The organism is Mycolicibacterium nivoides (assembly GCF_003855255.1).
GTDB lineage: Bacteria > Actinomycetota > Actinomycetes > Mycobacteriales > Mycobacteriaceae > Mycobacterium > Mycobacterium nivoides.
In genome coordinates this window covers 5,500,314-5,527,295 of sequence record NZ_CP034072.1, presented here as the reverse complement: position 1 = coordinate 5,527,295, position 26,982 = coordinate 5,500,314, and the positions used below count along the sequence as shown (strand labels likewise).

The window sequence follows — 26,982 nt, the reverse complement described above, 5'->3', positions numbered from 1 at the left end:
TCCGCCCGTCGGTATTACCTTCCTGCCGCGTCGAGTGCGGCGATGTACCCGTAGACCAACCCTTGGGCGATGGTCGCCCCGGCGCCGGGATAGGTGTTGCCGAATGCGTTGGCAGCGGTGTTGCCGATCGCGTAGAGCCCGTCGATGACGGTGCCGTCCTCGCGAAGCACGCGTGCACGGGCGTCGGCTCGCAGACCGCCGCACGTACCCAGGTCGCTGAGCACCATCTTGACTGCGTAGAACGGGCCTTTGACCAGCGGGCGCAGGTTCGGGTTAGGTGTGACCGTGGGGTCGCCGTAGTAGCGGTCGTAGGCACTGCGGCCGCGTTCGAAGTCGGGATCCTCTCCGGCGAAGGAGTTCTCGTTGAATCGCCTGACGGTGGCCGAGAAGCTGTCCTCGGGCACACGCATCTTGGCTGCCAGTTCGGTGAAATTATCTGCCCTGACGGCGATTCCGGCGTCATACCAGGTCTGAGGTATCGGCATGCGCGGAAACAGTTCGGCGGCAAAGACGTAGCTGTTGCGGTACTGCTGGTCGAACACGATCCACATGTCTTCGACCGGCGTACCGGCTTTTTCGAGCTCCAGGACGCGTTGCCCGAAGCTCATGTAGTCGGCCGATTCGTTGGCGAACCGGTGACCGGAGTGGTCGACGATGAACGACCCGGGCAGCGATCGTTCGGCGAGCATCACCGCTGGGGCGGCGCCCGGTAGTGGGGCGACGGCGGGAAACCACCAGGATTGATCCATCAAAGTGATGTCGGCACCGACATCCTGGCCCAACCGGATGGCGTCGCCGGTGTTGGATTCTGCACCCAGGCTGAGATTGCTGCCCAGAGACTCGGATTGGAACTTGTGGCGCATGTCCATGTGGTGATCGAAGCCGCCGGCCGCGAGCACGACACCACGCCGCGCGGTGACGGTGAACGTCTTGTCGCCATGCTCGACGACGGCGCCGGTGACTCGGCCTCCGTCGGTGATCAGCTCGGTCAGTGAGGTGTCGAGCCAGATCGGGATCCCGGCACGAATTGCTCCGGCGAACAGGCCCGCGGCCAGCGCCTGGCCGCCGGCGGCGTAGCGCCTGCCGAGCGCGAGCCCGCCGATGCCCTGGGCAAGTCGTTTGGCGATGGTGGGCAGCCCTTTTCGTGGCACCCGGCTCATCAGGTTCAGCCAGCGGTAGTCGGCACCCGTGGTCGGCATCGGAATCTTGACTTCCATGACACCGGGCCGCAGGTCGGCCAGGTACTCGCCGAGCACAGCCGTGTTGAACGGGCGACATTCACAAGTGCGCCCTGCCGCCGATCCACCGGGTGCCTCGGGGTGATAGTCGGAGTACTCCTTGGCCCAGAACAGCTTCATGGGCGTGGTTCGGCGCAACATTTCGACCGTTGCCGGCAGGTTGTCGAGGTATGCGGCGGAACGCTCCTGTGGCGCGGAATCCCCGACGACCGATTCCAGGTACGTGTGTGCCCGAGACACGGGGTCGTTGCCGCCGCAGTCCTCGATCACCGGGCTCGACGGCAACCAGAGCGCTCCACCGGATCGGGCCGTCGAGCCGCCGACGTAGGACGACTTCTCGACGACGAGAACGGACAACCCCTGTTCGTGGGCTGCCAGGGCGGCGGCCAGGCCGGTACCGGATCCGACGACGAGAAGGTCGACGTCGATGGCGGCAACGGTCAGCCCGGCGGGAATGGTCTTGTGGGTGGTGGCGGTCACGACGGAAGACGATAGGGCGACAACCGGCAAAGTTGATTCCGGTCTCCTGTTGAGCGGAACAGTGACCTTCCCGCCTGTCCGTCACCGCAGTTCAATGGGGCCATGACGACGCACGCAGATGCCGACGAGATTCGATTGATCGAGGCCGGTTCGGCACCCACCAGATTCGCCCGAGGCTGGCACTGCCTGGGGTTGGTGCGCGATTTCGGTGATGGAAAGCCGCACCAGATCAACGCCTTCGGGCAGAAGCTGGTGGTGTTCCGGGGGGAGGATGGCGCCATCAACGTGCTCGACGGGTACTGCCGGCACATGGGCGGAGACCTGTCGCAGGGAACGGTGAAGGGCAACGAGATCGCCTGCCCGTTCCACGATTGGCGCTGGGGTGGCGACGGCCGCTGCAAGATGGTGCCCTACAGCAAGCGCACCCCGCGATTGGCGCGAACCGCGGCCTGGCCCACGCTGGAGCAGGACGGCATGCTGTTCGTCTGGAATGACCCCGAGCGCAAGCCGCCGCCGGCGGATGTGACTATTCCGCGCATCGAGGGGGCCACCAGCGACGGTTGGACCGAATGGCACTGGTACACCACGGTCGTCAACACAAACTGCCGCGAGATCATCGACAACGTCGTCGACATGGCGCATTTCTTCTACATCCACGGTTCGCTTCCCACGCACTTCAAGAACATTTTCGAAGGTCAAGTCGCGACTCAGTACATGAAGAGTGCGGGCCGACCGGATATCGGCGACCCCGAGGGGTCCAAGCTGCTCGGCACCACCTCACTGGCCGCCTACCATGGTCCGTCGTTCATGATCGACGATCTGACCTATCACTACCAGGAGTTCGATCAGCGCACGGTCCTGATCAACTGCCACTACCCGATCGACGCCAATTCTTTTGTGTTGCAGTACGGCATCGTGGTGGAGAAGAACGCGGCGATGCCGGAGGAACTCGCCATGGAGACCGCGATCGCGCTCGGCGACTTCGTCAAGATGGGATTCGAACAGGACGTCGAGATCTGGCGCAACAAGACCCGGATCGACAATCCGCTACTGGTCGAAGAGGACGGCCCGGTGTATCAGCTGAGGCGCTGGTACGAGCAGTTCTATGTCGATGCGGCGGACGTCGCGCCGGACATGGTGGACCGCTTTGAGTTCGAGCTGGACACCACCCGCCCGTACGAGGCCTGGATGAGGGAAGTCGAAGCCAATCTGGCTGCCCGGACCGCGGCCGCCGGCCCGGTGGGGTGAGAATGGCTGTGCGCCCGGACAATCGCCTCGACGATGCGCCGATGACGCCGGTGACGTGCGCGCGCTGTGGCGCCGGTGTCGAGGTGCGCAAGAGCAGCTGGAACCAGACCAGCGTTCAGTGGACCGGTACTGCCCTGGCCCGCTGCGAAGAGCGTTGCACAGCGGCACAGTTGGTCGGCGACGGTGGGCACGGTTTGTTCCTCGCCTGCTCGGCTTTGGGTGTTTCCATCGTCGACGCAGTGAGTTCGGGAGCGTTGAGGGTCGTCGACGAGACGTCGTGAAGCCCGGAGACCGTCGGCTACCCCTTCAGGAGGCCGACGGTACGGGCGATCCGTTCTGACAGTTCCGCCACCGCGATGCGCTGCTGAGCGAATGCGGCGACATTGGACATCCAGACGTCGGAGAGGATTTCGGCAGCGCCGATCTCCCTCGTTGCCGAATTTTCGCCTCCGACGGCACCAACAAAGATCCGAACGGTCTGCCGTCGCACCAGGTCGGCCTGGGTCGCAGCAGCGCCGTCGGCATAGAGGTACGGGCGAATCATGGCTTCGGCGAATTGTGGCGAGGAGCAGAGCCTGCCGGTGAGTGCAAGGGAAACCTGCAGCAGACGCTGAAATGGATCCGTGTTGCTGGTGCCGCAACGATACTCAGTTTCGAAATCCCACAGCCATTCGAAAAAACATGCGAGCAGCAGGTCGTCCTTCGATGGGAAGTATTGGTACACAGTGCTGGCGGACATGCCTGCCGTCGCGGCGACTGTGCGGATCTGGCATGCGTCGTAGCCCTGGAGGGCCAGTGACATCGCGGCATTGACGATCCGCTCGCGACGGGCCATCCGGCGCGGTGTGAGTTCTGTTGTCCCCGAGCATACTTCTGCAGCCGGGAGGCAAAACGTCGTCTCCACCTTCAATTCAGATGACCTCACGGTGTCAACACTAGGTTCGGCTCAAGCGATTGAGCAGCCGTGCTCTCGCTGACCGGGCACTCGAAGTCGGATTGCATTACACATGTTGCACTGCACAGTGCCCCAGTCGCCGAGGCATTGCGCGGCGACTGGGGCACCGCAGGGTTCCTACGTAGACGACACCGGCATGATCGGGAGCTTCTTCATCGCGCTGGCGCGGGGGTCTGGCGCGGCAGCTGCGGCCGCGTGGTTCTCGTCTCCTCGGGTATAGGTCCACACGCAGAAGGGCTCGCCGTCGGCGAACTTGAAGTCCTTGGGCGGCAGGTTGATGGCGAGCTTGCAACCTGGGAAGAACGGAGCTGAGATGCGTTGCTCGAAGGTGCAATTCATCCATGCCCGCGCCGGTGGGTAGAGGCCCTCATCGGTGTATTTCTGGAGCACCTCGCACCGACGCATGTTCAGGACGACGTGGTCGGGGTTGTACACGATGTACTCGCCGCCGTAGCCCAAGGTTCCGTCGATGCTCAGTACCGCCAGCTTGAGGAAGTCGACGACGTGCACAGGCTCGATCTTGAAGACCTTCGCAAGCTTCGGGTACTGGTAGTCGATGATGAGCTGGTACATGTCAGGTAACCCGAGCCAGACCTCCTCCTCTGGGAGGATCTTCGTCCACTGGTCGATGAAGTAGTTGTGGCCCTTGAGGTACTGGTCCCAGTAGGTCTTGATCAACCGGATCAACGCCGGCTTTGTCAGGTCCTCGGTCTGAACATCGAACGGGATGGCCTGGTACTGCGCGTTCTTCCAGTCCCATCCAGGTGGCGCGATGAAGCGTCCCATTGGCATTACCTGTCGCATTCCTGCCCTGGAAACGTCGGCGGCAACGTCCATGGCGGTGTTGATGCCGACCTTCTCTGAATAGATCTTGACGTGGGCGTAGGGGACAAAGTTCAAGACATCTTCGAACACTCGGGCCAGGCCGAGAAGAAAGTCGCGCGAAAAGTCCTGGATGTTTCCGACCTTGCCCATGAATTCGTGGGTGTAGTCGTCGTAGTTGAGTTCCTCGCCCTCAACGGTGTATTCGTCGGTTTCGGTTGTCACGGATTCCTCCTAAGTGGCTGCCACGAATCGGTGGCAGATTCTGCCCATATGGCAGAATCTGACAATGGGAAGTTAATGGCGGACGTCCAACGGACCCTCGCCGATTCCCGGTCACCGGGAGGTGCGTCGAGCTGTGAGCCTTAACAGGCGCTCACCGCCGATATGATCGAATGCGCTGTTCAGAAGGGAGGAATCGCAGATGGAGATGGTCAGCAAGCCGGCGACGCTGAGTGAGCGGCGCGCCGAAGAGCTTCGATTTGACATCGCGCTCGCCGCACGCGATCTCTTCCTCGCAGAAGGTTCGACCTCGGTCACTGTGGACCGGATCTGTACCGCGGCCGGCATTGCGCCGCGCACATTTCACCGGCACTTTCCGGTGAAGGAGGATGTGGTCCTGCCGTTGTTTCGCCGTTTCGGAACACTGAGTGTCGAGATGCTTGCGCACGCTGAACCGCACGGCGATGTTGTCGAGTCGCTGGTCGAGGCGTTCAGCACCGAAGTCCCCAACCGGGGAACGGTCGAGTTTGACCGTACGTTCATGTCGTTGGTGGTCAACGACCCCCAGTACCGGCTGCGCTGGTTGGACTGGGGGCAAGACCTCGTCGGCCCGATTACCGAGTTCTTGGCGGCCCGGTTCGACCTGGGCAACAATCCGAACACGCGAGAATTACCAGCACAGTTGGCAATTCAGGTGTGTAGACACGCCTATGTGCGCTGGGTCGCGGACGGTGACTTCGCCGGACTCCGAGCCGCGTTGCAGGTTGGCATGCAGATGGTTGTGGGGGCCTTGCCGATTCTGTCGAAACAGGGCTGACCGCAATTGATGCGGACGGAAATCAGTTAACTACCAAAGATTTCCAGCGGACCCACATACGCACGGTTGGCCTTGATGCGTTCGGTGATGCGCCAACGGCCATCATTGTCCCGCCGCCAGGTGTCGTGGTAGTCGCCCAGCGTGTAGAAGCGGGTTGACGGGTCGCCGGCCGCATTCAGGTGGACGTCGCGGACGTAGGCCTCGCTTGTGGCGTTGTCGTCGACGACGTCGATGATGATGTTTCCCAACAGATGTTGGGTAGGGCCACAACTGTCGAGGAATCCGCGAATCATGTCGACGATCGCGGCAATGCCCACCAGGCGTCCGGTGCCGAAATCTCCTTCGATGTCATCGGCCAGGATCGCGGCCATCGCTGCCCAGTCCCGGTTGTCCATGGCGCGGGCAAACAGATTCAGTGCCCGTTCGATGTCTCGCTCATCGCGCATCACTCTCAGGGCGACTGAATCCATGCCAAATTCCTTCCACTGCTCAGGCGTGCGCTCCGCCGTCGACGCGAATCTCGGTGCCGGTGATGAACGCGCCGTCATCAGAGGCGACCATCGCGATGACCGATGCTACTGCGCCTGGGTCCCCGAGGATTTCGCTTTCGGTGCCGTGCAACAGCGGGGTCTGCTTGGCCCAGAGGCCCAGGTCGTATCCTTCGGGCATCTTGTCCAGGGTGCTGTTGGCCAGGGCCGTGGAGACCCCACCCGGCTGGATGTTGATCGCGCGCAGACCTTGCTTCGAGTACTCCAGTGCCAGTGAGTGGGTGAAGCTGAGGATGCCACCCTTACTGGCTGCATAGGCCGCCATGTAAGGGTGCGCGAACATCGCAGCGGTGGACGTGAAGTTCACGACGACGCCTCGTCCCGATTCGAGCAGAGCAGGGAGCGCCTGGCGCGTCATGAGGAAGGTACCGGTGAGGTTGACCGCCAAGGTGCGGTTCCACTCCTCCAGAGTGGTTTCGTGCGTGTGCGAACAGGTCTGCATCGCAGCCACATTGACCAGAACCTCAAGACCACCCAACTCGGCCACCGCCGCCGACACCGCGGCGATGACGTCCTCCTCGCGCGATATGTCGAGGACGGCCGTGGTGAGCTGCTTGGCGGTGCCGGCAGCTTCGGCGGCCGCGGCAGTCGTCGCCAAGCCGTCGGCGGAGATGTCGTAGCCGACTACCGTCGCACCTTCGTCGAGCAGGCGGGCGACCGTGGCCGCGCCGATACCCGACCCCGCGCCGGTGACGATGACACGACGATCTGAGAAACGGTCCATCAGATGTCCCTTCGAGATCAGGAGAGTTGAAAGGCGGAGATCGGAGCCTCTTCCGGGTAGCTGCTGGGGCCACCGAGGTCGTAGGCGGCGTTGAGCGCACCGATGAACGCGGGGTCGTGCAACGGCTCGCCGGGTACGTCGAGCTTGATGCCCTTGTCTTTGAGATCGTCGACCATCATTCCGATGGCGCGTTCGATCGTGATGTCGTCCGAACCGTCCATGTTCTTCTTGAGTTCTTCGTAGTCGGAGAACACCTCGGCAGACCAGTGGACGAGGAATCTCAGCTCGTCGGTGTGGTGGCGGGCAATGACATCCTCGCCGTTCTTCAGCAGCCACTGATCGCGGTCTGCCGGGTCGCCGGTGAACACGGTGTCGAACGCCAGGCCGGCCGGAACCTGTTGCTCCAATGGGCCGTTGGCTTCTCCGCGGTGCACCATCATCTCGTTCTGTACGACGACGCCGCGGTTGTTGATCGGCGGCAGTACCCGGGCAGGCGGCTTGAGCGGACCCTCGGGCCAGTAGGTGAAGCCCGAACCTTCGTCGAGGGAGAACCAGGTGATCACCTGGGCCATCTTGATCAGGTAGTCGGTGAACAGGCCGGACTTGCCCATCACGCTGCACAACCAGGTGGGAGCGTTCTCGTGGCGCACTCCGCGGAAGCTGGGGGAGTCCAGGTGGCCGGGATCGCGGTTGGCACACGGACCGTTGATGTTGAACAGCATCATTTCGGGCTTGGCGTACTCGGCGTTCCAGTAGCTCTTGGCCTGCTCGATGAAGCCGGCGTTGTAGAAGCAGTCATGCAGCTCGGGGTAGAGCACCGTGCCGTAGTTGGCCAGGTAACCGCGGAACGTCGGGGTGAGGAACAGGTCCAGTGACGGGGTGAAACCCTCGGGAAAGGCGCCGCTCATGGTGGCCATCAACTCATCGGCCGAGGCGAAGTGCTGAGCGATGATCAGCTTCCATGGGCCCTGGGTGTGTACGACGTCGAGCAGTCTGCGCTTCTGGTCTTCGGTGTAGATGTCGGTGAGCTCGCGCGGTGGGGCGGCGGGACGCAAGATGTCGGACAGCTCGAGGCGCCGTTCGTCGGTCAGCATTCTTGTCTCCTAAAGGCTTTCAGCGGTCTCGCTGGTTCGAGTCTGGAGGCACTGCGAAATTTCGAACGTGGAGGTGACCGCTGATCGGGACACGAATTCAAGACGCCACCAGGTACGTAGCGGTCGTTTGCTCAGCTGCGCGCAGGTGCCGTCGCGCGGCAGACCAGTATCACGAGGGAGTCGATCTCCTGGTGTGTCAGCGCTCGCCCTTCGAAGAGAGAGACGGACACGGCCGGCGCCAGCATCATCTGGAGCACAACGGCGGGGTCCACATCAGGGTTCACTTCGCCGCGGCCGATGGCGCGTCCGATCACGCGTGGTTTCGATACTGGATCCTGGACGCCCACGTCACCGGTGTACTACGGCAGGTCGGTCGAGAATCATCGCCTCCCACTGAGCGGTCCAACTAGAGGGCCTTAACGCGACATTCTGTTCAAACAACCCCGTCGGTGGTCGCCGGAACCCCCTCGGAAGGGGACGTACCGGTACCACTATCCGGTTCTGAGCTGACCCGAATGTCTTCGAAACCACGGTGTACGACTTCGAGACCATCGCTCGGCGTGAGCGCGTCACGGAGGCTTGGCGGGTGGCGGGAAGGACCGACCGGCCGCGCTTCTCCGCGCCGGTGTGGTTCCCGCTCGGCCCGGACCCGGAGAATCAGCTCGGGGAGCGGGTGCAGGATTTCTGGAACCAAGATGTCGATGAGCTGCGGCTCGTCCGACGACCGCCGACCCCGACGAGATCGATCGAGCGCGTGACGTGCTCGGTATCTACTCCGCCGCTGCCGGCTTGATGTCCGCGGCGGTGAAGTAGGACCTGACCGAGGTGATCTTGCCGTCGGCGTCGAAGGTCATGGTGTCGATCGGCTCGAGGTGCAACGGTCCGTCGCCGGCGTCGAAGGCAATCCGAAACTGAAACGCGGCTTCGTGCCCGCAGATACGCAGCGATTGCAGCGTGGTCGTCCGGTCGAGGGCGCCCAGAGACGAAAAGAACTCTCGGATCTCGGTCGATCCCACGCGGGGCGGTGTGCCCACCGGATCCTCGACGCTGGCTCCCTCGGCGAACAGTTGAACGATCTGATCGGCTGTGCCCGCTGCGACCAGGTGCAGGTACCGGTGCACCGTCTCGGTGATGATCTTGTTGAGGTCAGGGGTTTCGGTCATGGGTGAACGTTAGGAGCGGATGACGGGTGCCGGAGTCCCATGTTCCGTTGAGCGGCACAATGTCTCGACGTCGCGAGCGAACTCGACCACGCCGGCGCCGACCGCTTCGAGCTCCTGGCGGCTGAGCGTCCGGTACGGCTGCGCCGAGACCGTCATGACGACCGTGCCGGTGGCGTCGAAGATCGGAGCTGAGATGGTTGCAAGAGGTGTCGCATCCGGTTCGTCAGTCGGTAGCTGATCGACCACGGTCAGATCTGCCACGGCGGCGGCCAGACGCGTGGACAACGGCCCGGGCGGTGAGCCGCTGTCGAGTGCCTTCAGCGCCGTGAACACTTGCAGGAGCGGATCGCTGAGACGCTCGATGCCGTAGCCCCGGACTCGAATCTCTTCTAGTACCTGACTGATTCGTCGGCGGAAGGCCGGGTTGACCGAGCCTGCTGCAGCGATCCAGTCCGCGCGTGCGGACGCCGGTGCCCAGGCGACGAATTCGCGGCCGAAGGGGGCGACGAAGGGAAGCCGCACACCGGCGGGCACGGGTATGCGGGTGCCGGGCGCAGCAGCGGACTCGACGACGACGATGGTGCGGTCGTCGAGTGCAGAGATACACATCGGCATGCCGAGCGAGACGCACAGGCGCTGAAGTGGTTCACGCAATGAACGGGACGCCACGTTGCCGGGTCCGCCGAGTCCTGACAGCGTGGGTCCCAAGGAGAACCTCCCGCTCAGTGGGTCACGTGAGACCCACTGACGAGCGCACAACGTGTGCATGATCGCGTGGCCGGTCGACCGGCTCACGTCCAGCTCACGGCATATTTCGGCCAATGTGAGCGGGTCGGTGGGTCGCTGCAGCAGCAACTCGACGATCTCCACGACCCGGGTGGTCGGGGGTGACAGGTCTTGACCCGTGGGCGCAGACGGGCCTAACTTTCCGTTCATATATTCGGAAAGCATATATCGAATATTCGACATCGATCAACATGGAGGCGTATCGGCCATGCTGGAAACCACAGTCGACGATCTGGTCTCGCCGCGTCTGACGGCAACGCAGCAAGCAGTTCTGGAGCAGGTCGTCGATCTATCCGTTGACCTTTCCCCCGGCGCCTTGATCGATGAGGCGATCGAGCGGGCGGGCGTCAGCGACTTCGGGTCCGATGACTTCCGGCCCCGCCTCGACATGTATGCGGCGGCGATCGACGCAGACGGAGGAAACACGAACCTCAATCGAATCAACCTGCGGCAAAGAATTATTCGCTTGCTGACTCAGCGCCTGCTGCTGACAGATCTGCTGCGCCGGCATCCCGAGATCCACGACATCGAGATCGAGCGTCCCATCATCGTTGTGGGGCTTCCTCGTTCGGGGACGACCCACCTGGTCAATCTCATCGCCGCGGACCACCGTCGGCGGGCGCTGCCCTACTGGGAGTCTCAGGAACCTTTCCCCCTGAGGGGGGAAGGGCCCAGCGTCGATGGGACGGATCCCCGATTTGCCCGCTGCGCCGCGGAACACGAAGGGGCGCGGGTCATGGTCCCCTTGCTCCAGGCGATGCACGACCGGTTTCCCGCGGCCATCGAAGAAGAAGTCGAGCTGTTGGACCTGGACTTCGCCAGCTACGTCCTGGAGTGGCACGCGCGGGTCCCCTCGTGGCGGGACTTCTATTACGGCTTGGATCAGAACGAGCATTACGCGTACCTGCGCACAATCCTCAAGGCACTGACCTTCCTGCGTGGACCACGCACCTGGGTGCTGAAGTCGCCACAACACTGTGAGCAGTTGGGCCCGTTGATCAACACCTTTTCCGATGCCACGGTGGCCTTCACCCACCGAGATCCCGTCGCGGTCATCCAGTCGGCGGTGACCATGCTGGCCTACGGCGATCGCATCCGCCGCCACGACGTGGATCCCGAGTCTCTGGTCGACTACTGGACCGACCGGGTCGAGACGCTGCTGCGCGCCTGTGTGCGCGACCGCGACCTCATCCCCGCGAACCAGAGCCTCGACATCGCCTTCCACGACCTCAACGGAAAGGAGCTGACCATCCTCGAAAAACTCTATGGACACAACGGCACCGACATGACCGGTGAGGCCAAGGCGGCATTCGGCGCGTATCTCGCCGGCAATCCGCGCGGAAAGCATGGCCGAATGCGCTACGAACTCGAACGCCACTTCAGCCGCTCACCCGAGGACATCCGTTCCCGATTCGACTTCTACTTCGAGCGTTTCGACGTCAGGAAGGAACAATGATGAGTGATCTCGAGCCGATCTACCGCAGCCGCCCAGGAGCCGATTCGATTGCCGGTGCGAATGCTCCTGCAGCCCAGGAGGTTGTACCCGGCATCTGGTGGTCTCCGGGACTGTCGAACTCCTTCCTCATCCCGACCAGTGAGGGCCGGATCGTCGTCAACACCGGCATGGGCTTCGAAGCGCAAGTGCACCGGTCGAATTACGACGCGGTCGATTCGACGCCGATCCGCTACGTCATCCTGACTCAGGGGCACGTGGACCACGTGGGCGGAATCGACGTACTGAGCGACCCAGGCACGGACGTCATCGCGCATGCCGACTGGGTGACGTGGCGACGAGACAACGAACTGCTGGCACCTTTCCGGGCCGCGAACTCGTCGTTCGCGTGGGTCGAGAAGGTGATGTCTGCCATTGCCTACTCGACGGAGCGCTTCGGCGGTCCACCGCCTCCTCAAGGCGTGCCCACCCCGACGATCACCGTCGAGGACCGACTCGAGTTGACGCTGGGCGATCAGCGCCTGGAACTGCTCGCCACTCCCGGCGGAGAGACAACGGACAGCCTGGTGGTTTGGCTGCCTGACGAAAAGGTGTGCCTGTGCGGCAACGTCTTCGGGGCGCTCTTCGGTCATATTCCGAACCTGGTGACCTTGCGCGGCGACCGCTATCGCGACGCGCTGACGGTCATCGATTCGATCGAGCGTGTCCGGGCACTCGGAGCCGAGGTTCTGCTGACCGGTCACTTCGGCCCCATCACAGGCCGGGAACGGATCGACTGGGAATTGGGCAGGCTTCGTGACGCTGTGGCCTTCATCCACGACGAGACCGTGGCCGGCATGAACCAGGGCAAGGACGTCCGTACCCTGATGAGCGAAGTGCAGTTGCCGCCCGAGCTCGAAGTCGGACAGGGCTACGGCAAGGTGAGCTGGAACGTCCGCGCAATCTGGGAGAACTACGCCGGCTGGTTCCACCACCAATCCACCGCCGAGCTCTATCCCGATGCCGTGGAACCGGTGTCAGCACATCTGGTGGAACTCGCCGGCGCCGACGCGCTGGCTGACCGGGCCAGGGCGCTGCTGGAGGACGGTGACCCGGTCAACTCGATACGGCTCGCCGAGATGGTCACCGCGGTGCAGGACGACCACGCCGGGGCAATCGGCGTTCTGCGCGGCGCACACGAACTCCTGCTCGAAGAGAGCACCAACTTCTGGGAATCCGCCTGGTTGCGAGAAAGAATCAAGGAGCTGTCATGACGAACGACCTGACCTTCGACTTCACCGGGGCCACCGCGCTGATCACCGGTGGCACGAGCGGGATCGGGCATGTCACGGCGCTGCGGTTGCGCGACGCCGGCGCAGCGGTGACCGTCACGGGTACCAAACCCGATCCCTCCCACTATTCGGTAGAACTCGACGGCCTGTCCTATCGGCAGCTCGACGTGACGGATGTGGACGGAACCGGTGAGCTCGCAGCCGAATTCTCGACTCTGGACATCCTCGTCAACAACGCCGGCGCCAACTTCCCGGGTGGCCTGGACGAGTCGACGGCCCCGGGCTTCGAGGCCTCTGTAAACGTCAATCTCCTGGCCCCGTTTCGGCTGACGACAGCGCTGCGCGGCGCCCTCAAGTGCTCAACGGCTGCCGGCGGTGCCAGCGTGGTGATGATGGCGTCAATGGCGGCGATTCGTGCCGTGGCAATGGTGCCCGGTTATGGCGCGGCCAAGGCGGGTGTCCTGTCACTGACCCGCAACCTGGCAGCACAGTGGGCGCCTGACGGAATCCGGGTCAACGCGGTGGCGCCCGGGGTGATCGAGACACCGATGACCGCCCCGATGGACTTTGTCCCCGACGTGAAGCAGGCACAGGTCGACCACATTCCCCTGGGCCGCTTCGGAATTCCGGCCGAGATCGCCGATGCCATCTTGTTTCTGTGCACCCGCAGTGCGTCGTACTGCACGGGTTCCGCCTTCGTCGTAGACGGCGGCTATAGCGTGCAGTAGCTGCGTGCAGCCTCGACCATTCGTCAACTGACCACCAAACCAGGAGTGCACATGAAGATTTCGATCGTTGACGGCCCAGGCCACACCGATGTGGTCGAACGACCGGACCCGACTGTCGGTCCTCGGGACGTCTTGGTGAAGGTACGGGCCTGCGGGATCTGTGGAACCGACGCGTTCTACATCTCGATCGGCGGACTGCCACCGCATCAGGGCGCCATGCCGCTGGGACATGAGCCTGCGGGCGAGATCGTCGCGGTCGGCAGTGAGGTGACCGACCTCGCGGTCGGTGACCACGTCGTTGTCGATCCGATGGCGTCGCCTGACGACATCATCGGAAATGGCGGCGCCCGTGGTGCTCTCGCAGAGTTGCTGCTTGTGCACGACGCCGTCCGGGGCAAGAACCTGGAAGTCATCCCGGACTACGTGCCGTTCGAGGTCGCTGCACTCAACGAACCCATGGCCGTCGCCCGGCATGCGGTAAACCAAGTTGCGCCTGGTCCGGCTGACAAGGTCGTGGTCTTCGGTGCCGGCCCCATCGGGCTGGGTGCGACGATCGCGTTGAAATCTCGTGGGGTGGGCCATGTCGTCGTGGTCGACGTGCTCCCCGCCCGTCTGGACAAGGCCCTCAAAGTCGGTGCCGACGCGGTTGTCAACTCCGCTGAGGACGATCTTGCGGCCAGGCTGACCGAGCTTCATGGTTCTGGTGACTCGGTGTGGCCGGGTAAGGCCGGCACCGATGTGTACCTCGACGCCGCGGGTGTTCCGGCCGTGATCGACAGCGCCTTGGCACTGGCAAAGCGTGGCTCCAAGTTGGGAGTGGTTGCGGTACACAAGGAACCGGTAACAGTGGACCTGATCAATGTTATGAGCAACGAGATAACCATTGTCGGTTCGATGGGGTACCCGACCGAGATCTTCGAGGTCACCCGCGACATCGTCGCGGACTGGGAGAAGTACGCGGTGCTCGTCAGCCACACGTTCGGATTCGACGATGTCGACGAGGCGCTGGGCCTGGCTGCCACTCCGGGCGCCGCCGACAAGATCGTTGTCACCTTCGACTGAGTGTCGGAATCCCGTCGCAAGATCTCACGGCATTCCCTTCAGAGAATGAAAGAAGTTGTAACACATGCCGAGTACTCAGATCCATTACGATCCATCGACGCCGGAGTTTCAAAACGAGCTCTGGAATGTGTACCGCACCATGCGTGACGAGTACCCCGTCTACCATGACCCCGGCAGCGGGTTCTACGCACTCACCCGGTTTGCGGATGTGTGGGCCGCCGCGGCCGATCACGACACGTTCTCCAGCCGCGTTGCAGAGGCAAATGACCTGCTTCCCCAACTGATCTACATGGACCCGCCGCGGCAGACCGCACTACGCAAGCTGGTTTCACGGGTCTTCACCGCACGACGGGTAGCCGGTATGGAAGACGATATCCGGAACTACATCCGGAGCCTCATCGACACAATCGCCGCGAACGGCACCTGCGAGTTCCAGCATGACTATGCCGCGGTTATTCCGAGTGTAGTGGTCGGCGGAATGATCGGCCTCGACGAGCAGCATATCGGCCCGGTGCGTGCCTGGACAGAGGCGTTCATCGACACGACCGACACGAACAAGGCGCTGGAAGCCGCAGTGGGGATATACACCACGTTCGCAGAGCTTCTCGACGAACGCCGCCATCGTCCGCGAGACGACATGATGACCGATCTCATCAACGCTGAGATCGACGGTCAGCGGCTCAGCGATGAGGAACTGCTGGGTTTCTGCCTGTTACTGGTCCTGGGCGGCAATGACACGACGGCCAGCCTGATCGGCTCCGGCACCGTCCTGCTGCTGCGCCATCCCGAGCAGCGGGATCTGCTGTTGAATGACGAGTCGCATTGGCCAACAGCAGTCGAGGAGATGTTGCGCTTCGAATCGCCCACCCAGACGTTACCTCGAACTGCCACCCGCGACGTTGAGTTACACGGGGTCCACATCCCGGCAGATTCACGGGTGATGTTGGTGTGGGGGGCGGCCAACCGCGATGAACGTGAGTTCTCCGAACCGGATCGTTTCGATGTGACCCGGCGTGCTCAGCGCCATGCTGCATTCGGTCACGGCATTCATTTCTGTATGGGATCGGGACTGGCCCGCATGGAGGCCCGCCTCGCTCTTACCGAGTGGTTTGCCCGATTCCCCGAGTGTGAACTGGCCGGTGACCCTGAACGGATCACCTCCAGTTGGGCGCGCGCGTATGACTCGGTGCCACTACGACTGGGCGGCTGCTGACAGTCAGATACGGGCGAGACGGGGTCACCGCTCAAAACCGAAGTGGGTGTGCGAACTTGGCCTGCAGCAAGGCGCCTACTTCGGCCAGTGCCAACCGTCCGCGCGCGGTGGCGTCGGAGCGCATCAGAAAGCCGTGGTACATACCGGGATAACGCGTGACAGTGGTCTGCACGCCCGCATCGCGCAGGCGCCCGGCGTAGCGTTCACCCCAATCCCGGATCGGGTCGCACGCCCCGGTGACGACGATCGCCGCCGGCAGGCCGCTCAGGTCGGTGGCATAGGCCGGAACCTGATACGGGTCCCGCGGAGCCCCGCCACGGTCGACCAATTCGTGCATGTAGACGATGTCCTCATGGCGAAGCAGTGGGGCGTCAGGCATCGAGGTGATGGATGCCGCACCCATGTCGCGATCCAGGCCGGGATACAGCAACACCTGGGCGAAGATTCGTGGACCGCTGTGATCGCGGGCGGCCAATGCCACTGCGGCAGCCAGCGATCCGCCGGCGCTGTCGCCGACAACCGCCAGCCGGCCGGCGTCGAGGCCGAGGTCGTCGGCGTTGGCGGCAACCCATTCGGTGGCCGCGTAGGCATCGTCAAATTGAGCTGGTGGCGGCGATTCCGGTGCCAGTCGGTACTCGACCGCCGCCACCGCGGCGCCGCTGGCGTGTGCCAGTTCGCGGGCGAGCGGCTCGAACGAATGGTTCGAGCCCATCACCAGCCCGCCGCCGTGCAGATACACCAGCACCGGTAGTCCGGGCGCGGGGCCGGGCCGATAGAGGCGTAGCGGTATCGGACCGCCCGGGCCCGTGGCCGTCAGGTCTTCGATGCCCGCCATGGCCGGCATCTGCGGAAGAGGGGCGCATTCAAGCCCCTCACGGACGGCGGCGAGGCCGCGGGCCCGCATGGGAGCTATCTCGCCGAACGATGCAACCCGTGCGGAGGCGTCGGGATCAAGTGGTGGATAAGCCATTTCAGTTCTTTGCCGGGTCGAAGCGGCGCTCAGTCCGCAAACGGGGCGCTTCCTGGCCGCTCAGTACGCGAGCCCGTTCCGCCATGGCCGAACCGACGTAGTCCGGTTGGGTGAGCAGGTAGAACCGGCCTTCGGCAGCCTGGTCGAAGACCACCTCCGCCGCGGCCAGCGGATCCATCGCCTCGGCCTTGATGTCGAGCATCGCGGTGCGTTGTCCTTCGGCCGCGCCGGTGTCCCCCGAGTCCACCCCGCCCGCGGATTCGAAGATGCTCGACACCACGGCACCCGGTAGCACCGCCTGGACGTGTACATGGTGGTCATGGTCGGCGGACTGCACTTCTAGGTGCAGACATTCGGTCAGAGCGAGTACCGCGTGCTTGCTCATGATGTAGGGCGCCTGCAGCGGAACCACTGCGACACCGCCGATCGAGGACAGGTTCCATACCCAAGCTGGGGAGTCCGTGGCCATCATCTTCGGCAGGAATGCCCTGATTCCGTGGAACACCCCGCTGATGTTGATGTCGACGACGCGTTGCCAGTTGGAAACCGGGGTGTCCCACAGATACCCGAACTGTTCGATACCGGCGTTGTTCACCAACAGGCGTACCGGCCCGAGGTCGCGATAGACGTCATCGGCCAGCGCCTGCACCGCGTCCGCATCCCGCACATCGCAGAGCACGTCGGTCGCCGATCCGCCTGCGGCGTCGATTTCTTCGCGGAGGCCCGCGATGGCCTCGGCGTTGACGTCGACCAACACCACCGTCATACCCAACTGGCTGGCATACCGGGCCAGGCCGGCGCCGATTCCGGCGCCGGCTCCCGTGATGACGGCGACGCCGCCACCGAAGATTTCTCGGGCGCTCACGCGGATTGCGCAGCCGCAGCCTTGGCGGTGTGCTCGGCGAGCGGGACCGAGTCCTCGGCGTCGAGCACGACGTTCAGCGAGGTGAAGACCAGACCGTCTTGCGACCGCCGGATGCCGGCGTCGACGACGCCACTGGACACCGCGAACGGAACATTGTTGGTGATCTGGTTGACGAACAGATAGAACCGGACGTTGGTGACCTCGCCGTCGGTTCCGGTGCGGAACACGTTGGTCGCGTGATGACGGCACGGGTACGGGTTCTCGTTGCGGTGCTCGATGAGCCAGGTCAAGGTCTCGGCCTTGCCGTGCAGTTCTGCCGCCAGCAGGTGCTCGAACGGGCAGGCCCCGGAGTCCGAGCGGCTCAGGTACTCCATCTCGTCGGCGAGGCGGGCGCCAACTTCATCGAAGTGGCCCTGGTCGTAGTGGAACCAGAAGCCGGAGATGAATTCCTGGACGTCCGACAGGGTGATCTCGTTGCTCATGTCTGCAGTCAACCTGGGATGTTGCGCCGGTAACAGCGTCGGTGACCGTTGAGTGGAACGTCGCGATATCGAGGCGGGGTAGTCAGGGAAGATTCTAATCTGGCGGTCGCCGACGTTCGGGATCAAGCGGTGTGAAAACGGCATCGGAGAAAGTGGCAGCAGGCCGTGACTACGGAGCCTTTCCCGCTGAGCGGCACGGCCGGTTCCATGGCCGACATGCCCGTGCCAGCGTTCGTTCCAGCCGAGGCGCACTTATTGAATTCTGCTCGGCGACACCATTTCAAGGAGTCCAGATGTCTGAGCTGTCCATTCCGGGCTACGACCCGAGCACACTCGTGCGCTCCATCGCGGTTGAGATCGACGCACCTGCCAAAGTTGTGTGGGAAGTCCTGACCGACCTCGACAACTACCCGCTGTGGAATCCGTTCTGCATATCGGCTGTATCCACTTTGGAGATGGGCGCGGCAGTGGAGATGGTTCTTGCGGACTACAGCGGTGCCGGGGGCACGTCCACCAACACCGAGTACGTCTGCGCCTTCGTGCCAGAGCGGTTGCTCTCTTGGGAGTTGCCGGCGACGCCGGAATCGCCATATCCCGCGCGCCGCGACCAGGTCCTCGAACCCATCGCAGAGCACCGCTGCAGGTACTACTCCACGGATGCGTTTCTTGGCGATCACGCGCACCAGGTCATGGCCGAGTGCGGGGCCTGGGTGAAACGCGCATTCGACGACACCGCAGTGGCGCTGAAGAAGCGGAGTGAACATTGCGTTGCCGTGCGTGCCTTTCCGCAGCGTTAGATTCTCGCCCGTTCACTCGACCGCTCGGTAACCCGAAGTCGTTGATATGTAGGAGATTGCGTGCATTCAGTTCAGCGGGCAGTTCGCCATGTGTGACTCGGGGCGATGGCCGGAGTCATCCATACCGGGCGGCCCGCTGAGCGGAAACCCTGGTTTCGCAACGGATACGTCCTGTTTAGCGTCAGTGGGCATGTTCTCCGAGTCGTTAGCATGCGCGATCGCCGAAGCCGAAAACCTCATAGCAGCAGCACCGCACATTGATGGTGACGCCGACCTTGCCGAGGGGCTGCAGTACCTGGCCGGGTGCATCGCCGGATGTACGCATCAAGCATTTCACCAGCATCCCGATCATCCGTATCTACTGTCGGGTACCGGACCGTTCACCAAGATGGGACTGGACAACCCGGACACGCTCTACTTTGGAGCCAGGTTGCTTGCCGGCTTCGACTATGTCGTTACCGGCCTGCGCGGCACCACCACTGACCTGAGCTTTCAGTACTTGGCCGGAGAGTACACCGACGATTCCGTGCCGGACAGCGAAGTGGCCTTCGACGATCGCGAACTCGACATCGCCGCCGATGGGACTTTCGAATGGCGATTCACCCCGAGCCGTACAGGCCAACTCGTTATCCGCGAGGTGTACGGCGACTGGTCGCAGCGGCGCGGGTCGTTGGCGATCTGGCGCAGCGACACCGTCGGCACCGCTCCAGAATCGCCGAGTCTCGAACTAGTGGAAAAGCAATTCACCACTGCTGCAGGCGAGCTCATCAACCGGGTGAAGACCTGGCTGCAGTTCCCGCAGTGGTTCTACCTGAACCTACCCGTGAACACACTCGTGGCGCCTCGCAGCACCCCCGGCGGGCTGACGACCCAATACTCGTCGGCCGGGCATTTCGACTTGGCGCCCGACCAGGCGCTGATCATCACGTTGCCGGAGAGCGACGCTCCCTACCAAGGTTTTCAGCTGGGAAGCATGTGGTACATCTCCTTGGACTACATCAATCACCAGACATCTCTGAATGGGGCTCAGACGCAAGTCGACCCGGACGGCAAGGTGCGCATCGTTGTTACCGATCAGAACCCCGGAGTGACGAACTGGGTTGAGACCCTGGGGCATCGGCGCGGATATCTGCAGTTCCGCTGGCAACGGTTGTCGCGCGAGATGACTTCGGCCGACGGCCCCACCGTCGAGGTCGTGGACTTCGACGCGATCGCGGCCGCACTTCCGTTCTACGCCCATAACAAGATTTCCGAGCAGGACTGGCAGGCGCGAATAGCATTGCGGCAAAGCCAAATCGGAGAAAGGATGCTGGGCTGAGCATGAGCGGACTCCTTCAGGACAGGGTCGTCGTCATCAGCGGTGTCGGGCCCGGCCTCGGCACAACACTAGCCCGTCGATGCGCCGAACAAGGCGCCCATCTCGTGCTGGCGGCACGATCGGCCGCGCGTCTTGATCGCGTCGCCACGACCATCACTGACATGGGTAGACGGGCCGTGGCTGTGGCCACCGACATCACAGTTGACAGCGACGTCAAGGAACTTGCTCGGTCCGCCGTAGAGGCCTACGGCAAGGTTGACGCCTTGGTGAACAACGCGTTCATGCATCCCTCGATGAAACCGTTCGGCGAAACCACCTACGCCCACATCCGTGACTCCGTAGAGCTGACGGTTCTCGGCGCACTACGCACCACGCAGGCTTTCACTCCTGCACTGGCCGAATCGAAAGGGTCGATCGTCAACCTCAGCTCGATGGTCATCAGACACTCGGACCCGCTTTACGGCCCCTACAAGCTGGCCAAGTCAGCATTGCTGGCGATGTCGCAGTCACTGTCCAGCGAGCTCGGAGGCCGTGGCATCCGAGTGAATTCTGTAGCGCCAGGCTATATTTGGGGTGAAATCCTGCAAGAGTACTTCGAGGATCAGGCACGCCAATCGGGTGTTTCCGTAGATGCGGTCTATCAGGCCGCAGCGGCGCACTCAGACCTGAAGCGCTTGGTCACCGAAGATGACGTTGCCTCGGCGATCGTGTTCCTGCTAAGCGACCTGGCCGCCGGCATCACCGGCCAAACGCTCGATGTCAACTGTGGGGAGTACAAGGCATGACAACACGAACTGATGTCGGCACTGTCGATGAGTTGTGCGCCGAAGCCGTCGACACGGCCGGACACGATGACTTCGGTACCGACGACGACAACTTCCGCGAAGCGCTCGGCGTGCTGCTCGACTCCTATGCGCGCGAAGCGAACTTCACGCCACTGGGCGCCGCGATGACGCGCCACTACCTGCGCGCCGGACTGGTGGCCCGGCTGCTGAGTGAGGCTGCCTGGAAGCGCCACCCCAGCCACACCGACGTCACGATCGAACGGCCCATCTTCGTGACGGGATTACCCCGGACGGGAACCACGGCCCTGCACCGTCTCCTGGGCGCCGACCCGTCCCATCAAGGGCTTGAGCTGTGGCTTGCGGAGTACCCTCAACCCCGCCCGCCGCGGCAGGACTGGGAGTCATTTCCCGAATACCGTCGGCTGAAGGCCTATTACGCCAAAGCTCACCAGGACAATCCCGACTTCCTCGGCCTGCATTACATCGACGAGAACGTCCTGGAAGAATGTTGGCAGCTGCTGCGCCAGTCCGTACATTCGGTGTCCTTCGAATCGCTGGCCCATGTGCCCAGCTATGCCCAGTGGCTGACCAAACAGGACTGGTCGCCTTCATACCGACGGCACCGCAGGAACCTCCAGCTGATCGGCCTCAATGACGCCGAAAAACGTTGGGTACTAAAAAATCCTAGCCACCTGTTTTCCCTCGACGCCATACTGCAAACCTATCCGGATGCGCTGATCGTCCAGTGCCACCGCCCGCCAGAGACGCTGCTGGCTTCGATGTGCTCGCTTGCCGAACACTCGACCGAAGGATGGTCGACCACCTTCACCGGCGCACAGATCGGCCGCGACGTACTCGAGACCTGGTCCCGCGGCGTCGAACAGTTCAACACCGCACGCGCCGGCCACAACCCGCGCCAGTTCTACGACGTGGATTACTTCGATTTTGTAGCAGATCCAATCGGCACTGCCCGCAACGTTTATCAGCACTTCGACCTACCGCACCGACCAGGCAGTATCAGCGATGGAAACTGCGCACGCCGAAGCCAGTCACGGGCCCCGAGCGCCCAAGCACCGATACTCACTGACGGACTACGGATTGACCGTGGAGGAGATCCAGGCGCGGTTCGAGACCCGGTAACTGCACCACCTACCCTGACCTGCGCCAGATCGGGCCATCGGTGATGCCGGCCATTTTGCCTACCTTGGTCGGGGGCCATCTATCGTCCGAATTCCACAACGCAGCCCTGCTTGTTCAGTGAAACGAGGTCACCGCCGCTCGCGGTGGTGACCGTCATCGACAGTGTCGGCGACCGGTACCTCACCGACGATCCTTTCTTCCGTGGGGCCTATGGATTTCTGCAACCAGGTCAACTGACGAAGTATGAGCCCCATGTCAACTTCACCCGTCTGGATGACCGGGTGGTCTTCGCCGGGGTTGACATCACTCAGGACGCAACTCAATGACCGTCAGCGCCTTGTGCCTTCGTTGTCGCCTCAGTGCGTGACACCGCGACGGGCACTCGCCCCTGTTAAGTCAGAACAGCTGTCAGCTGTCGGCGATCAACGCCCAGAGCTGTTGCCCGCCTGCCGCAACGGCGGCTGCCGCAACCCGGTCGTCCCAGAAGCGCACGGACCCATATTCCGAGCGCCAGGCCAGGGCGGCGCGGGTGTATTCGTGAAGTCGATGCTCGTGGGTGGTGCCGATGGCGCCGTGCACCTGGTGCGCGTTGCGGGCTACGATTGAGGCGGCATGCCCGGCGCAAGATCGCGCGGTCGCGATCTGGAAGTCCAGTTGAGCTGACTGCCAGTCCGTTCCGATGGCAGTGTGCAGCGCAGCCTCGGTGGCGGCCCGCGCCAGTGCCGACTCTGCTGCCGCATCCGAGATCAGGTTCTGAATCGCCTGGAACTTCGCCAACGGACGTCCGAATTGATTGCGGGATGCCACGTGTTCGATCGACAGCGCCACAGCGCGATCGAGCGCCGCGCACACCTGGATCGCCCGTATCATCGCCGATTTGCGGCCGAGCTGGCCGACCAGTCCGGTGGTCACCGGATGACCGCTGACTCCGGCGGTGTCGACGCTGACAGTGTCGCGCGGCTCGCCGATCAGATTGGTGCCGAGGGCGACCGACAGTTCCGCGGTGTCGAACTCGGTGAGCCGGTATTCGTCGCCGCTCGGCCAGAGCACGACGATCCGTTCCGCGTCGGCGGCCCAGGGCACAGGTTTGGTGGATTCGCCGCTACGTGGCGCCACATACACCGTTCGCGCGGCGTCATCGACGGGTCGGCCGAGGGTCTCCAACAGCCAACAGGCCAGCAAGTCGTGCTCGGCCAGCGGGATGCGGACACCGTGACGGACTGCGGCACTGAGCAACTCAGCAGCCTCGAGCCAACCTGCGCCGCTGCCACCAGATTCCTCGGCGCCGGTCAGGCGGACCAGTCCGAGGGAGTCGAGCCGCTGCCACAGTGCGCGGTCGTACTCGACGCGTTCGCCCGGGCGCCCGGTGGGCGCGGTCTGGCGGTAATCGGAGAAGACACCGTCCATCATGGCCGCCAGGTCGGGGTCCACCGCGGTCAGCGTGCCCAGGGCGAGTTCGGTGGTGCTCATCGCATACCCAATCCCCGCGCGATGACACCGCGCAGTACTTCGTTGGTTCCGCCGCGCAACGTGAAGCCGGGGCGCTGGTCCACTGCGGTGGCGACCAGGTGCGCCCACTCGGCGTCCGTGGCGGCGTCATCTCCGGTCTGCCGGTCTGCGTAGTCGGCGATGTCGCCTTCGACCGTGGTGCCGAGGACCTTGACGACCGCTGCCGGGACATCGGGATTCTCACCGCGCTCCAGGGCGCCGGCCACTGCGGTTGACATGTGATGCAGTCCGGCGACCCGCGCCACCAGGCGGCCCACCTGTCCATCAGGTGATTCGCCGTGCGCGACAAGGTGTTCGACATGCTGCGTGAGGAGCGGGAAGGTCGACAGGAATCGTTCCGGCCCGCTCCGCTCGAAGCTCAGCTCGGAGGTGACCTGGGTCCAGCCGCGGCCGATCTCGCCGAAGACCATGGCATCGGGCACGAACACCTCGTCGAGCACGACCTCGTTGAAGTGATGTCCGCCGTTCATCGAGATGATCGGGCGGACCTGCACGCCCGGGGTGCGCAGGTCGACGATGAACTGGCTCAACCCGGCATGCCGATGCGACGGATCGACCGGTTCTGTGCGGGCCAGCACGATGAAGGCATGAGCGCGGTGCGCTCCCGAGGTCCATACCTTGGTACCGGTGATCGACCACCCGCCGTCGACTCGTGCCGCACGGGTGCGGACGCTCGCCAGATCGGAGCCGGAATCCGGTTCGCTCATCCCGATGCCGAAGAAACACTCACCGCGCACGATGCGAGGTAGGAACTCTGACTTCTGCTCTTCCGTCCCGTATTTCAGGAGCGACGGCACGATCTGGCGGTCGGCGATCCAGTGGGCGGCGACCGGGGCGCCCGCGGCCAGCAGTTCTTCGGTCACCACGAACCGTTCCTGAAACGAGCGGCCATGGCCGCCGTAATGGACGGGAACCGTCATGCCCAGCCAGCCCTGCTTCGCCAGGGACGCGGTGAAACTTTCGTCCCATCCGCACAACCACGAATCGATCGACGGCGTGAACGCGCCGACGGCCAACTGTTCGGCCAGGAAGCCACGGACCTCCCGGCGTAACCGGTCCAGGTGTGCCAGGTGCGCGCCCGTCACGATGTCCGCCACTTCGCGATGCGCTGTTGGTGCTCGGCGTCGTGGTGGGCCAGCGGCTGCATTGCCGCCGCCATGGAGAGCGTCGATTCCAGGGAGCCCGTGATCGATTCCTGCAGCAGGCGCTTGGCCATCCGAAGCGCGCGCGGCGGGTTGACCGCGATCTTGTCGGCGAGTGTGCGAGCCTCGGACAGCAACTCGTCGTGCGCTACCACTCGGCTGACGAGTCCCCACTCCAACGCCGTTGCGGCGTCGATCCGTTCGCCGGTGAAGGTCAGTTCGGCGGCGCGGGCGTAGCCGATGGCGCGAGGGAGGAACCAGGTGCCGCCATCGCCCGGGATGAGGCCGAGCTGCACGAAGCTCTCGGCGAAGGATGCGCGCTCGGAGGCAATCCTGATGTCGCACATCATCGCCAGATCGCACCCGGCGCCGATGGCGGCGCCGTTGACCGCAGCGATGAGAGGGACTTCGAGGCGACCCAGAGCACGTGGGATCCGTTGGATCCCATCGATGTAGGCCCGTCGCTGGTCGATGGCATCCAGACCGAACATGCCCTGACGGTCGGCCATCTCCTTGACGTTGCCGCCGGCCGAGAAGATCTTGCCTGCACCGGTGAGGATGACCGCACCCACGGTGTTGTCCCCGTTGACCGCATCCACGCCGCTCTCGAACGCTGCGATGACGTCCTTGCCGGTGATGGCATTGCCGACGTCCGGCAGGGTGATTGTCCAGATTTGCACCGGTCCGTCGGTGTGGACGTCCAGCGGTGAGGTCACGCGCGCTCCTTGAGCTGAAGGGATTTGGTCTGGAGGTACTCTTCGAAGCCGAACCGGCCCAGTTCACGGCCGATGCCGGACTTCTTGTACCCGCCGAACGGGGCGGTGGGGTTGTAGGCGCCGCCGTTGATGTCGAGTTGGCCGGTCTGCACCTGGCGGGCGAAAGCGATGGCGTCGTCATCGCCTGCGGCCCATACGGCGCCCGACAGCCCGTAGGGCGTGCCATTGGCGATGCGCAGTGCATCATCGGAGTCGGTGAAGGGGATCACTGCGAGCACGGGACCGAACACCTCTTCCTGACCGAGCTCGGAGTCAGGATCCACGTCGGCGAAAACCGTTGGTGCCACGAAATACCCGACGTCGCTGATCGGCTCCGCGCCACCGATCAGCAGGCGGGCGCCGTCGCGCTGGGCGCGGTCGATGAAGCCACGAACCGTGTCGAACTGCGACCGCGACGCCGACGGTCCGATACGGGTCGCCGGGTCGCGCGGATCACCCACGATGTAGCGGGCCACGGCGGATTCGATCAGGCTCAGGGCCTCGTCGTAGCGGCTTTGCGGCACCAGCATCCTGGTCCACGCCATACAGGTCTGGCCTCCATTGAGGAAGGCATTGCCCACCCCGACCTTGACCGCGGTCGCCAGATCCGCACCATCGAGGATTACGTTGGCCGACTTGCCGCCGAGTTCGAGAGCAACCTTCTTGATCGACTGGCCGGCAAGTTCTCCGACGCGCGCGCCCACGCCTGTGGATCCGGTGAACGAGACGAAGTCGACGTCGGGATGCGACGCGAGACGTTCGCCGATCACCCGACCGGGGCCCGAGACGAGGTTGATCGTCCCGGGCGGGAGTCCCGACTCTTCGCAGGCTTCGACGAAGGCGAACACCGAAAGCGGGGCTTCGTTACTGGGTTTGAGCACGACGGGGCAGCCCGCGGCGATGGCCGGTAGCACCTTGGCGACCACCTGGTAGAGCGGGTAATTCCACGGCGTGATGGCCCCGACGACGCCGTAGGGCTCTCTCAGAACAAGCGAATTGCCGATGCGCTCTTCGAATTCGAAGGTCTCCAGCACATCGGCGAAGCCCTTGGCCACCGCCAGTGGCACCTGCGTCTGCACCGTCTGCGCGATGCGTACGGGGGCACCCATCTCGGCGGTGATGAGATCGGCGATGTCGGGTAAGCGCTTCTCCATCGCGGCGATCACCCGCTGCACTCGATCCCGGCGTTCGCCAACGGTGATGAGCGGGTCGAATGCCCGCCTCGCTGCCGCCACGGCGGCGTCGACATCGGTGGAGTCGCCATTGGGCACATGGCCGATCACTGCTTCGGTAGCCGGGTCGACTACTTCGATGACGCCGTTCCCCGAGGCGGTGGTCCAGCTGCCGTCGATGAACAGTCTGTCGTGTTCAAAAGTGGGCACGGTTGTCCTTACA

General features: G+C 63.6%; 28 protein-coding genes and 1 pseudogene. 13 read left to right on the top strand and 16 right to left on the bottom strand.

The features are described 5' to 3' along the window. Nucleotides 1-14: 14 nt before the first annotated feature. Nucleotides 15-1,718 (bottom strand): 3-ketosteroid-delta-1-dehydrogenase, encoded by a 1,704-nt coding sequence (locus tag EH231_RS27140; RefSeq protein ID WP_124713697.1) that lies wholly within the window; start codon nt 1,716-1,718, stop codon nt 15-17. A 102-nt stretch (nt 1,719-1,820) separates the two neighbouring features. On the opposite strand from EH231_RS27140, the gene EH231_RS27135 reads away from it, so the two are divergent. Both EH231_RS27135 and EH231_RS27130 read left to right on the top strand, forming a co-directional pair. Next, nucleotides 1,821-2,966, top strand: coding sequence for a 3-ketosteroid-9-alpha-monooxygenase, oxygenase component (locus tag EH231_RS27135; RefSeq protein ID WP_124713696.1), 1,146 nt, complete (start codon nt 1,821-1,823; stop codon nt 2,964-2,966). Nucleotides 2,967-2,968: 2 nt separating this feature from the next. Next, complete coding sequence (locus EH231_RS27130; protein ID WP_064878246.1) at nt 2,969-3,247, top strand: hypothetical protein; 279 nt, start codon at nt 2,969-2,971, stop codon at nt 3,245-3,247. 17 nt (nt 3,248-3,264) lie between these two features. On the opposite strand, the gene EH231_RS27125 is transcribed toward EH231_RS27130, so the two are convergent. Both EH231_RS27125 and EH231_RS27120 read right to left on the bottom strand, forming a co-directional pair. After that, nucleotides 3,265-3,801: a TetR/AcrR family transcriptional regulator gene (locus EH231_RS27125; protein WP_124713695.1), complete on the bottom strand. Its 537-nt coding sequence runs from the start codon at nt 3,799-3,801 to the stop codon at nt 3,265-3,267. A 237-nt stretch (nt 3,802-4,038) separates the two neighbouring features. Beyond that, nucleotides 4,039-4,968, bottom strand: coding sequence for a hypothetical protein (locus tag EH231_RS27120; protein ID WP_124713694.1), 930 nt, complete (start codon nt 4,966-4,968; stop codon nt 4,039-4,041). A 199-nt stretch (nt 4,969-5,167) separates the two neighbouring features. Between EH231_RS27120 and EH231_RS27115 the strand changes: the two genes are divergently transcribed. Beyond that, nucleotides 5,168-5,782 carry a TetR/AcrR family transcriptional regulator gene (locus EH231_RS27115; RefSeq protein ID WP_090424198.1) on the top strand — a complete coding sequence of 205 codons (615 nt, stop codon included), beginning with the start codon at nt 5,168-5,170 and terminating at the stop codon, nt 5,780-5,782. Between the two features lie 26 nt (nt 5,783-5,808). Here the strand turns inward: EH231_RS27115 and EH231_RS27110 are convergent, their stop codons facing one another. From EH231_RS27110 to EH231_RS27085, 6 genes are all read right to left on the bottom strand, one after another. Further along, the gene (locus tag EH231_RS27110) at nt 5,809-6,252 is read right to left on the bottom strand and encodes a nuclear transport factor 2 family protein (RefSeq protein ID WP_206429615.1); all 444 of its coding nucleotides are present in this window, start codon (nt 6,250-6,252) and stop codon (nt 5,809-5,811) included. Between the two features lie 19 nt (nt 6,253-6,271). Next, nucleotides 6,272-7,054, bottom strand: coding sequence for an SDR family NAD(P)-dependent oxidoreductase (locus tag EH231_RS27105; protein ID WP_124713693.1), 783 nt, complete (start codon nt 7,052-7,054; stop codon nt 6,272-6,274). A 17-nt stretch (nt 7,055-7,071) separates the two neighbouring features. Then, nucleotides 7,072-8,148: a hypothetical protein gene (locus EH231_RS27100; RefSeq protein WP_124713692.1), complete on the bottom strand. Its 1,077-nt coding sequence runs from the start codon at nt 8,146-8,148 to the stop codon at nt 7,072-7,074. 131 nt (nt 8,149-8,279) lie between these two features. Further along, nucleotides 8,280-8,405 (bottom strand): hypothetical protein, encoded by a 126-nt coding sequence (locus tag EH231_RS34860; protein WP_420891978.1) that lies wholly within the window; start codon nt 8,403-8,405, stop codon nt 8,280-8,282. Nucleotides 8,406-8,918: 513 nt separating this feature from the next. Next, nucleotides 8,919-9,311 (bottom strand): nuclear transport factor 2 family protein, encoded by a 393-nt coding sequence (locus EH231_RS27090; RefSeq protein WP_124713690.1) that lies wholly within the window; start codon nt 9,309-9,311, stop codon nt 8,919-8,921. Between the two features lie 9 nt (nt 9,312-9,320). Then, nucleotides 9,321-10,247: a helix-turn-helix domain-containing protein gene (locus EH231_RS27085; RefSeq protein WP_164481036.1), complete on the bottom strand. Its 927-nt coding sequence runs from the start codon at nt 10,245-10,247 to the stop codon at nt 9,321-9,323. A gap of 58 nt (nt 10,248-10,305) precedes the next feature. Here EH231_RS27085 and EH231_RS27080 point away from each other — a divergent pair, with 58 nt between their 5' ends. The 5 genes from EH231_RS27080 (at nt 10,306) to EH231_RS27060 (ending at nt 15,824) form a co-directional block, all read left to right on the top strand. Next, nucleotides 10,306-11,553, top strand: coding sequence for a sulfotransferase family protein (locus EH231_RS27080; protein WP_124714389.1), 1,248 nt, complete (start codon nt 10,306-10,308; stop codon nt 11,551-11,553). Beyond that, a complete protein-coding gene (locus EH231_RS27075; protein WP_124713688.1) occupies nt 11,553-12,803 on the top strand; it encodes an MBL fold metallo-hydrolase in 1,251 nt (416 codons plus the stop codon). The genes EH231_RS27080 and EH231_RS27075 overlap by 1 nt, the downstream gene beginning before the upstream one ends. Beyond that, the gene (locus EH231_RS27070; protein ID WP_090424207.1) at nt 12,800-13,549 is read left to right on the top strand and encodes an SDR family NAD(P)-dependent oxidoreductase; all 750 of its coding nucleotides are present in this window, start codon (nt 12,800-12,802) and stop codon (nt 13,547-13,549) included. The genes EH231_RS27075 and EH231_RS27070 overlap by 4 nt, the downstream gene beginning before the upstream one ends. A gap of 51 nt (nt 13,550-13,600) precedes the next feature. Next, nucleotides 13,601-14,611, top strand: a complete 1,011-nt coding sequence (locus EH231_RS27065) for a zinc-dependent alcohol dehydrogenase (protein ID WP_124713687.1) — start codon at nt 13,601-13,603, stop codon at nt 14,609-14,611. Nucleotides 14,612-14,675: 64 nt separating this feature from the next. Next, complete coding sequence (locus EH231_RS27060; protein ID WP_124713686.1) at nt 14,676-15,824, top strand: cytochrome P450; 1,149 nt, start codon at nt 14,676-14,678, stop codon at nt 15,822-15,824. Between the two features lie 31 nt (nt 15,825-15,855). Here the strand turns inward: EH231_RS27060 and EH231_RS27055 are convergent, their stop codons facing one another. Genes EH231_RS27055 through EH231_RS27045 form a run of 3 tightly spaced genes read right to left on the bottom strand, consistent with a single transcriptional unit; the run spans nt 15,856 to nt 18,141 of the window. After that, nucleotides 15,856-16,794: an alpha/beta hydrolase gene (locus tag EH231_RS27055; protein ID WP_124713685.1), complete on the bottom strand. Its 939-nt coding sequence runs from the start codon at nt 16,792-16,794 to the stop codon at nt 15,856-15,858. A gap of 1 nt (nt 16,795) precedes the next feature. After that, nucleotides 16,796-17,659 (bottom strand): SDR family NAD(P)-dependent oxidoreductase, encoded by an 864-nt coding sequence (locus tag EH231_RS27050; protein ID WP_124713684.1) that lies wholly within the window; start codon nt 17,657-17,659, stop codon nt 16,796-16,798. Continuing rightward, nucleotides 17,656-18,141, bottom strand: coding sequence for a polyketide cyclase (locus EH231_RS27045; protein ID WP_124713683.1), 486 nt, complete (start codon nt 18,139-18,141; stop codon nt 17,656-17,658). Before EH231_RS27045 ends, EH231_RS27050 begins: the two co-directional genes overlap by 4 nt. Nucleotides 18,142-18,434: 293 nt before the next feature. Here EH231_RS27045 and EH231_RS27040 point away from each other — a divergent pair, with 293 nt between their 5' ends. The 5 genes and pseudogenes from EH231_RS27040 to EH231_RS27020 all read left to right on the top strand — a co-directional run bounded on the left by EH231_RS27040 (nt 18,435) and on the right by EH231_RS27020 (nt 22,507). Continuing rightward, nucleotides 18,435-18,938, top strand: a complete 504-nt coding sequence (locus EH231_RS27040) for an SRPBCC domain-containing protein (protein WP_124713682.1) — start codon at nt 18,435-18,437, stop codon at nt 18,936-18,938. Nucleotides 18,939-19,128: 190 nt separating this feature from the next. Beyond that, complete coding sequence (locus tag EH231_RS27035; protein WP_124713681.1) at nt 19,129-20,256, top strand: hypothetical protein; 1,128 nt, start codon at nt 19,129-19,131, stop codon at nt 20,254-20,256. Nucleotides 20,257-20,258: 2 nt separating this feature from the next. Further along, nucleotides 20,259-21,041 (top strand): SDR family oxidoreductase, encoded by a 783-nt coding sequence (locus tag EH231_RS27030; protein ID WP_124713680.1) that lies wholly within the window; start codon nt 20,259-20,261, stop codon nt 21,039-21,041. Continuing rightward, nucleotides 21,038-22,181 (top strand): annotated as a pseudogene (locus tag EH231_RS27025) (sulfotransferase family protein). The gene EH231_RS27030 and the pseudogene EH231_RS27025 overlap by 4 nt, the downstream one beginning before the upstream one ends. Nucleotides 22,182-22,327: 146 nt before the next feature. After that, the gene (locus tag EH231_RS27020) at nt 22,328-22,507 is read left to right on the top strand and encodes a hypothetical protein (protein ID WP_124713679.1); all 180 of its coding nucleotides are present in this window, start codon (nt 22,328-22,330) and stop codon (nt 22,505-22,507) included. A gap of 82 nt (nt 22,508-22,589) precedes the next feature. Here the strand turns inward: EH231_RS27020 and EH231_RS27015 are convergent, their stop codons facing one another. The 4 genes from EH231_RS27015 to EH231_RS27000 are packed head-to-tail and all read right to left on the bottom strand — an operon-like array spanning nt 22,590 to nt 26,969. Then, nucleotides 22,590-23,651 (bottom strand): acyl-CoA dehydrogenase family protein, encoded by a 1,062-nt coding sequence (locus EH231_RS27015; RefSeq protein ID WP_241177812.1) that lies wholly within the window; start codon nt 23,649-23,651, stop codon nt 22,590-22,592. After that, a complete protein-coding gene (locus EH231_RS27010; RefSeq protein ID WP_124713678.1) occupies nt 23,648-24,787 on the bottom strand; it encodes an acyl-CoA dehydrogenase family protein in 1,140 nt (379 codons plus the stop codon). The genes EH231_RS27015 and EH231_RS27010 overlap by 4 nt, the downstream gene beginning before the upstream one ends. Next, on the bottom strand, nt 24,772-25,548 hold the full coding sequence (locus EH231_RS27005) for a crotonase/enoyl-CoA hydratase family protein (RefSeq protein ID WP_124713677.1): 777 nt from the start codon (nt 25,546-25,548) through the stop codon (nt 24,772-24,774). Before EH231_RS27005 ends, EH231_RS27010 begins: the two co-directional genes overlap by 16 nt. After that, the gene (locus EH231_RS27000) at nt 25,545-26,969 is read right to left on the bottom strand and encodes an aldehyde dehydrogenase family protein (RefSeq protein WP_124713676.1); all 1,425 of its coding nucleotides are present in this window, start codon (nt 26,967-26,969) and stop codon (nt 25,545-25,547) included. Before EH231_RS27000 ends, EH231_RS27005 begins: the two co-directional genes overlap by 4 nt. Nucleotides 26,970-26,982 lie beyond the last annotated feature (13 nt).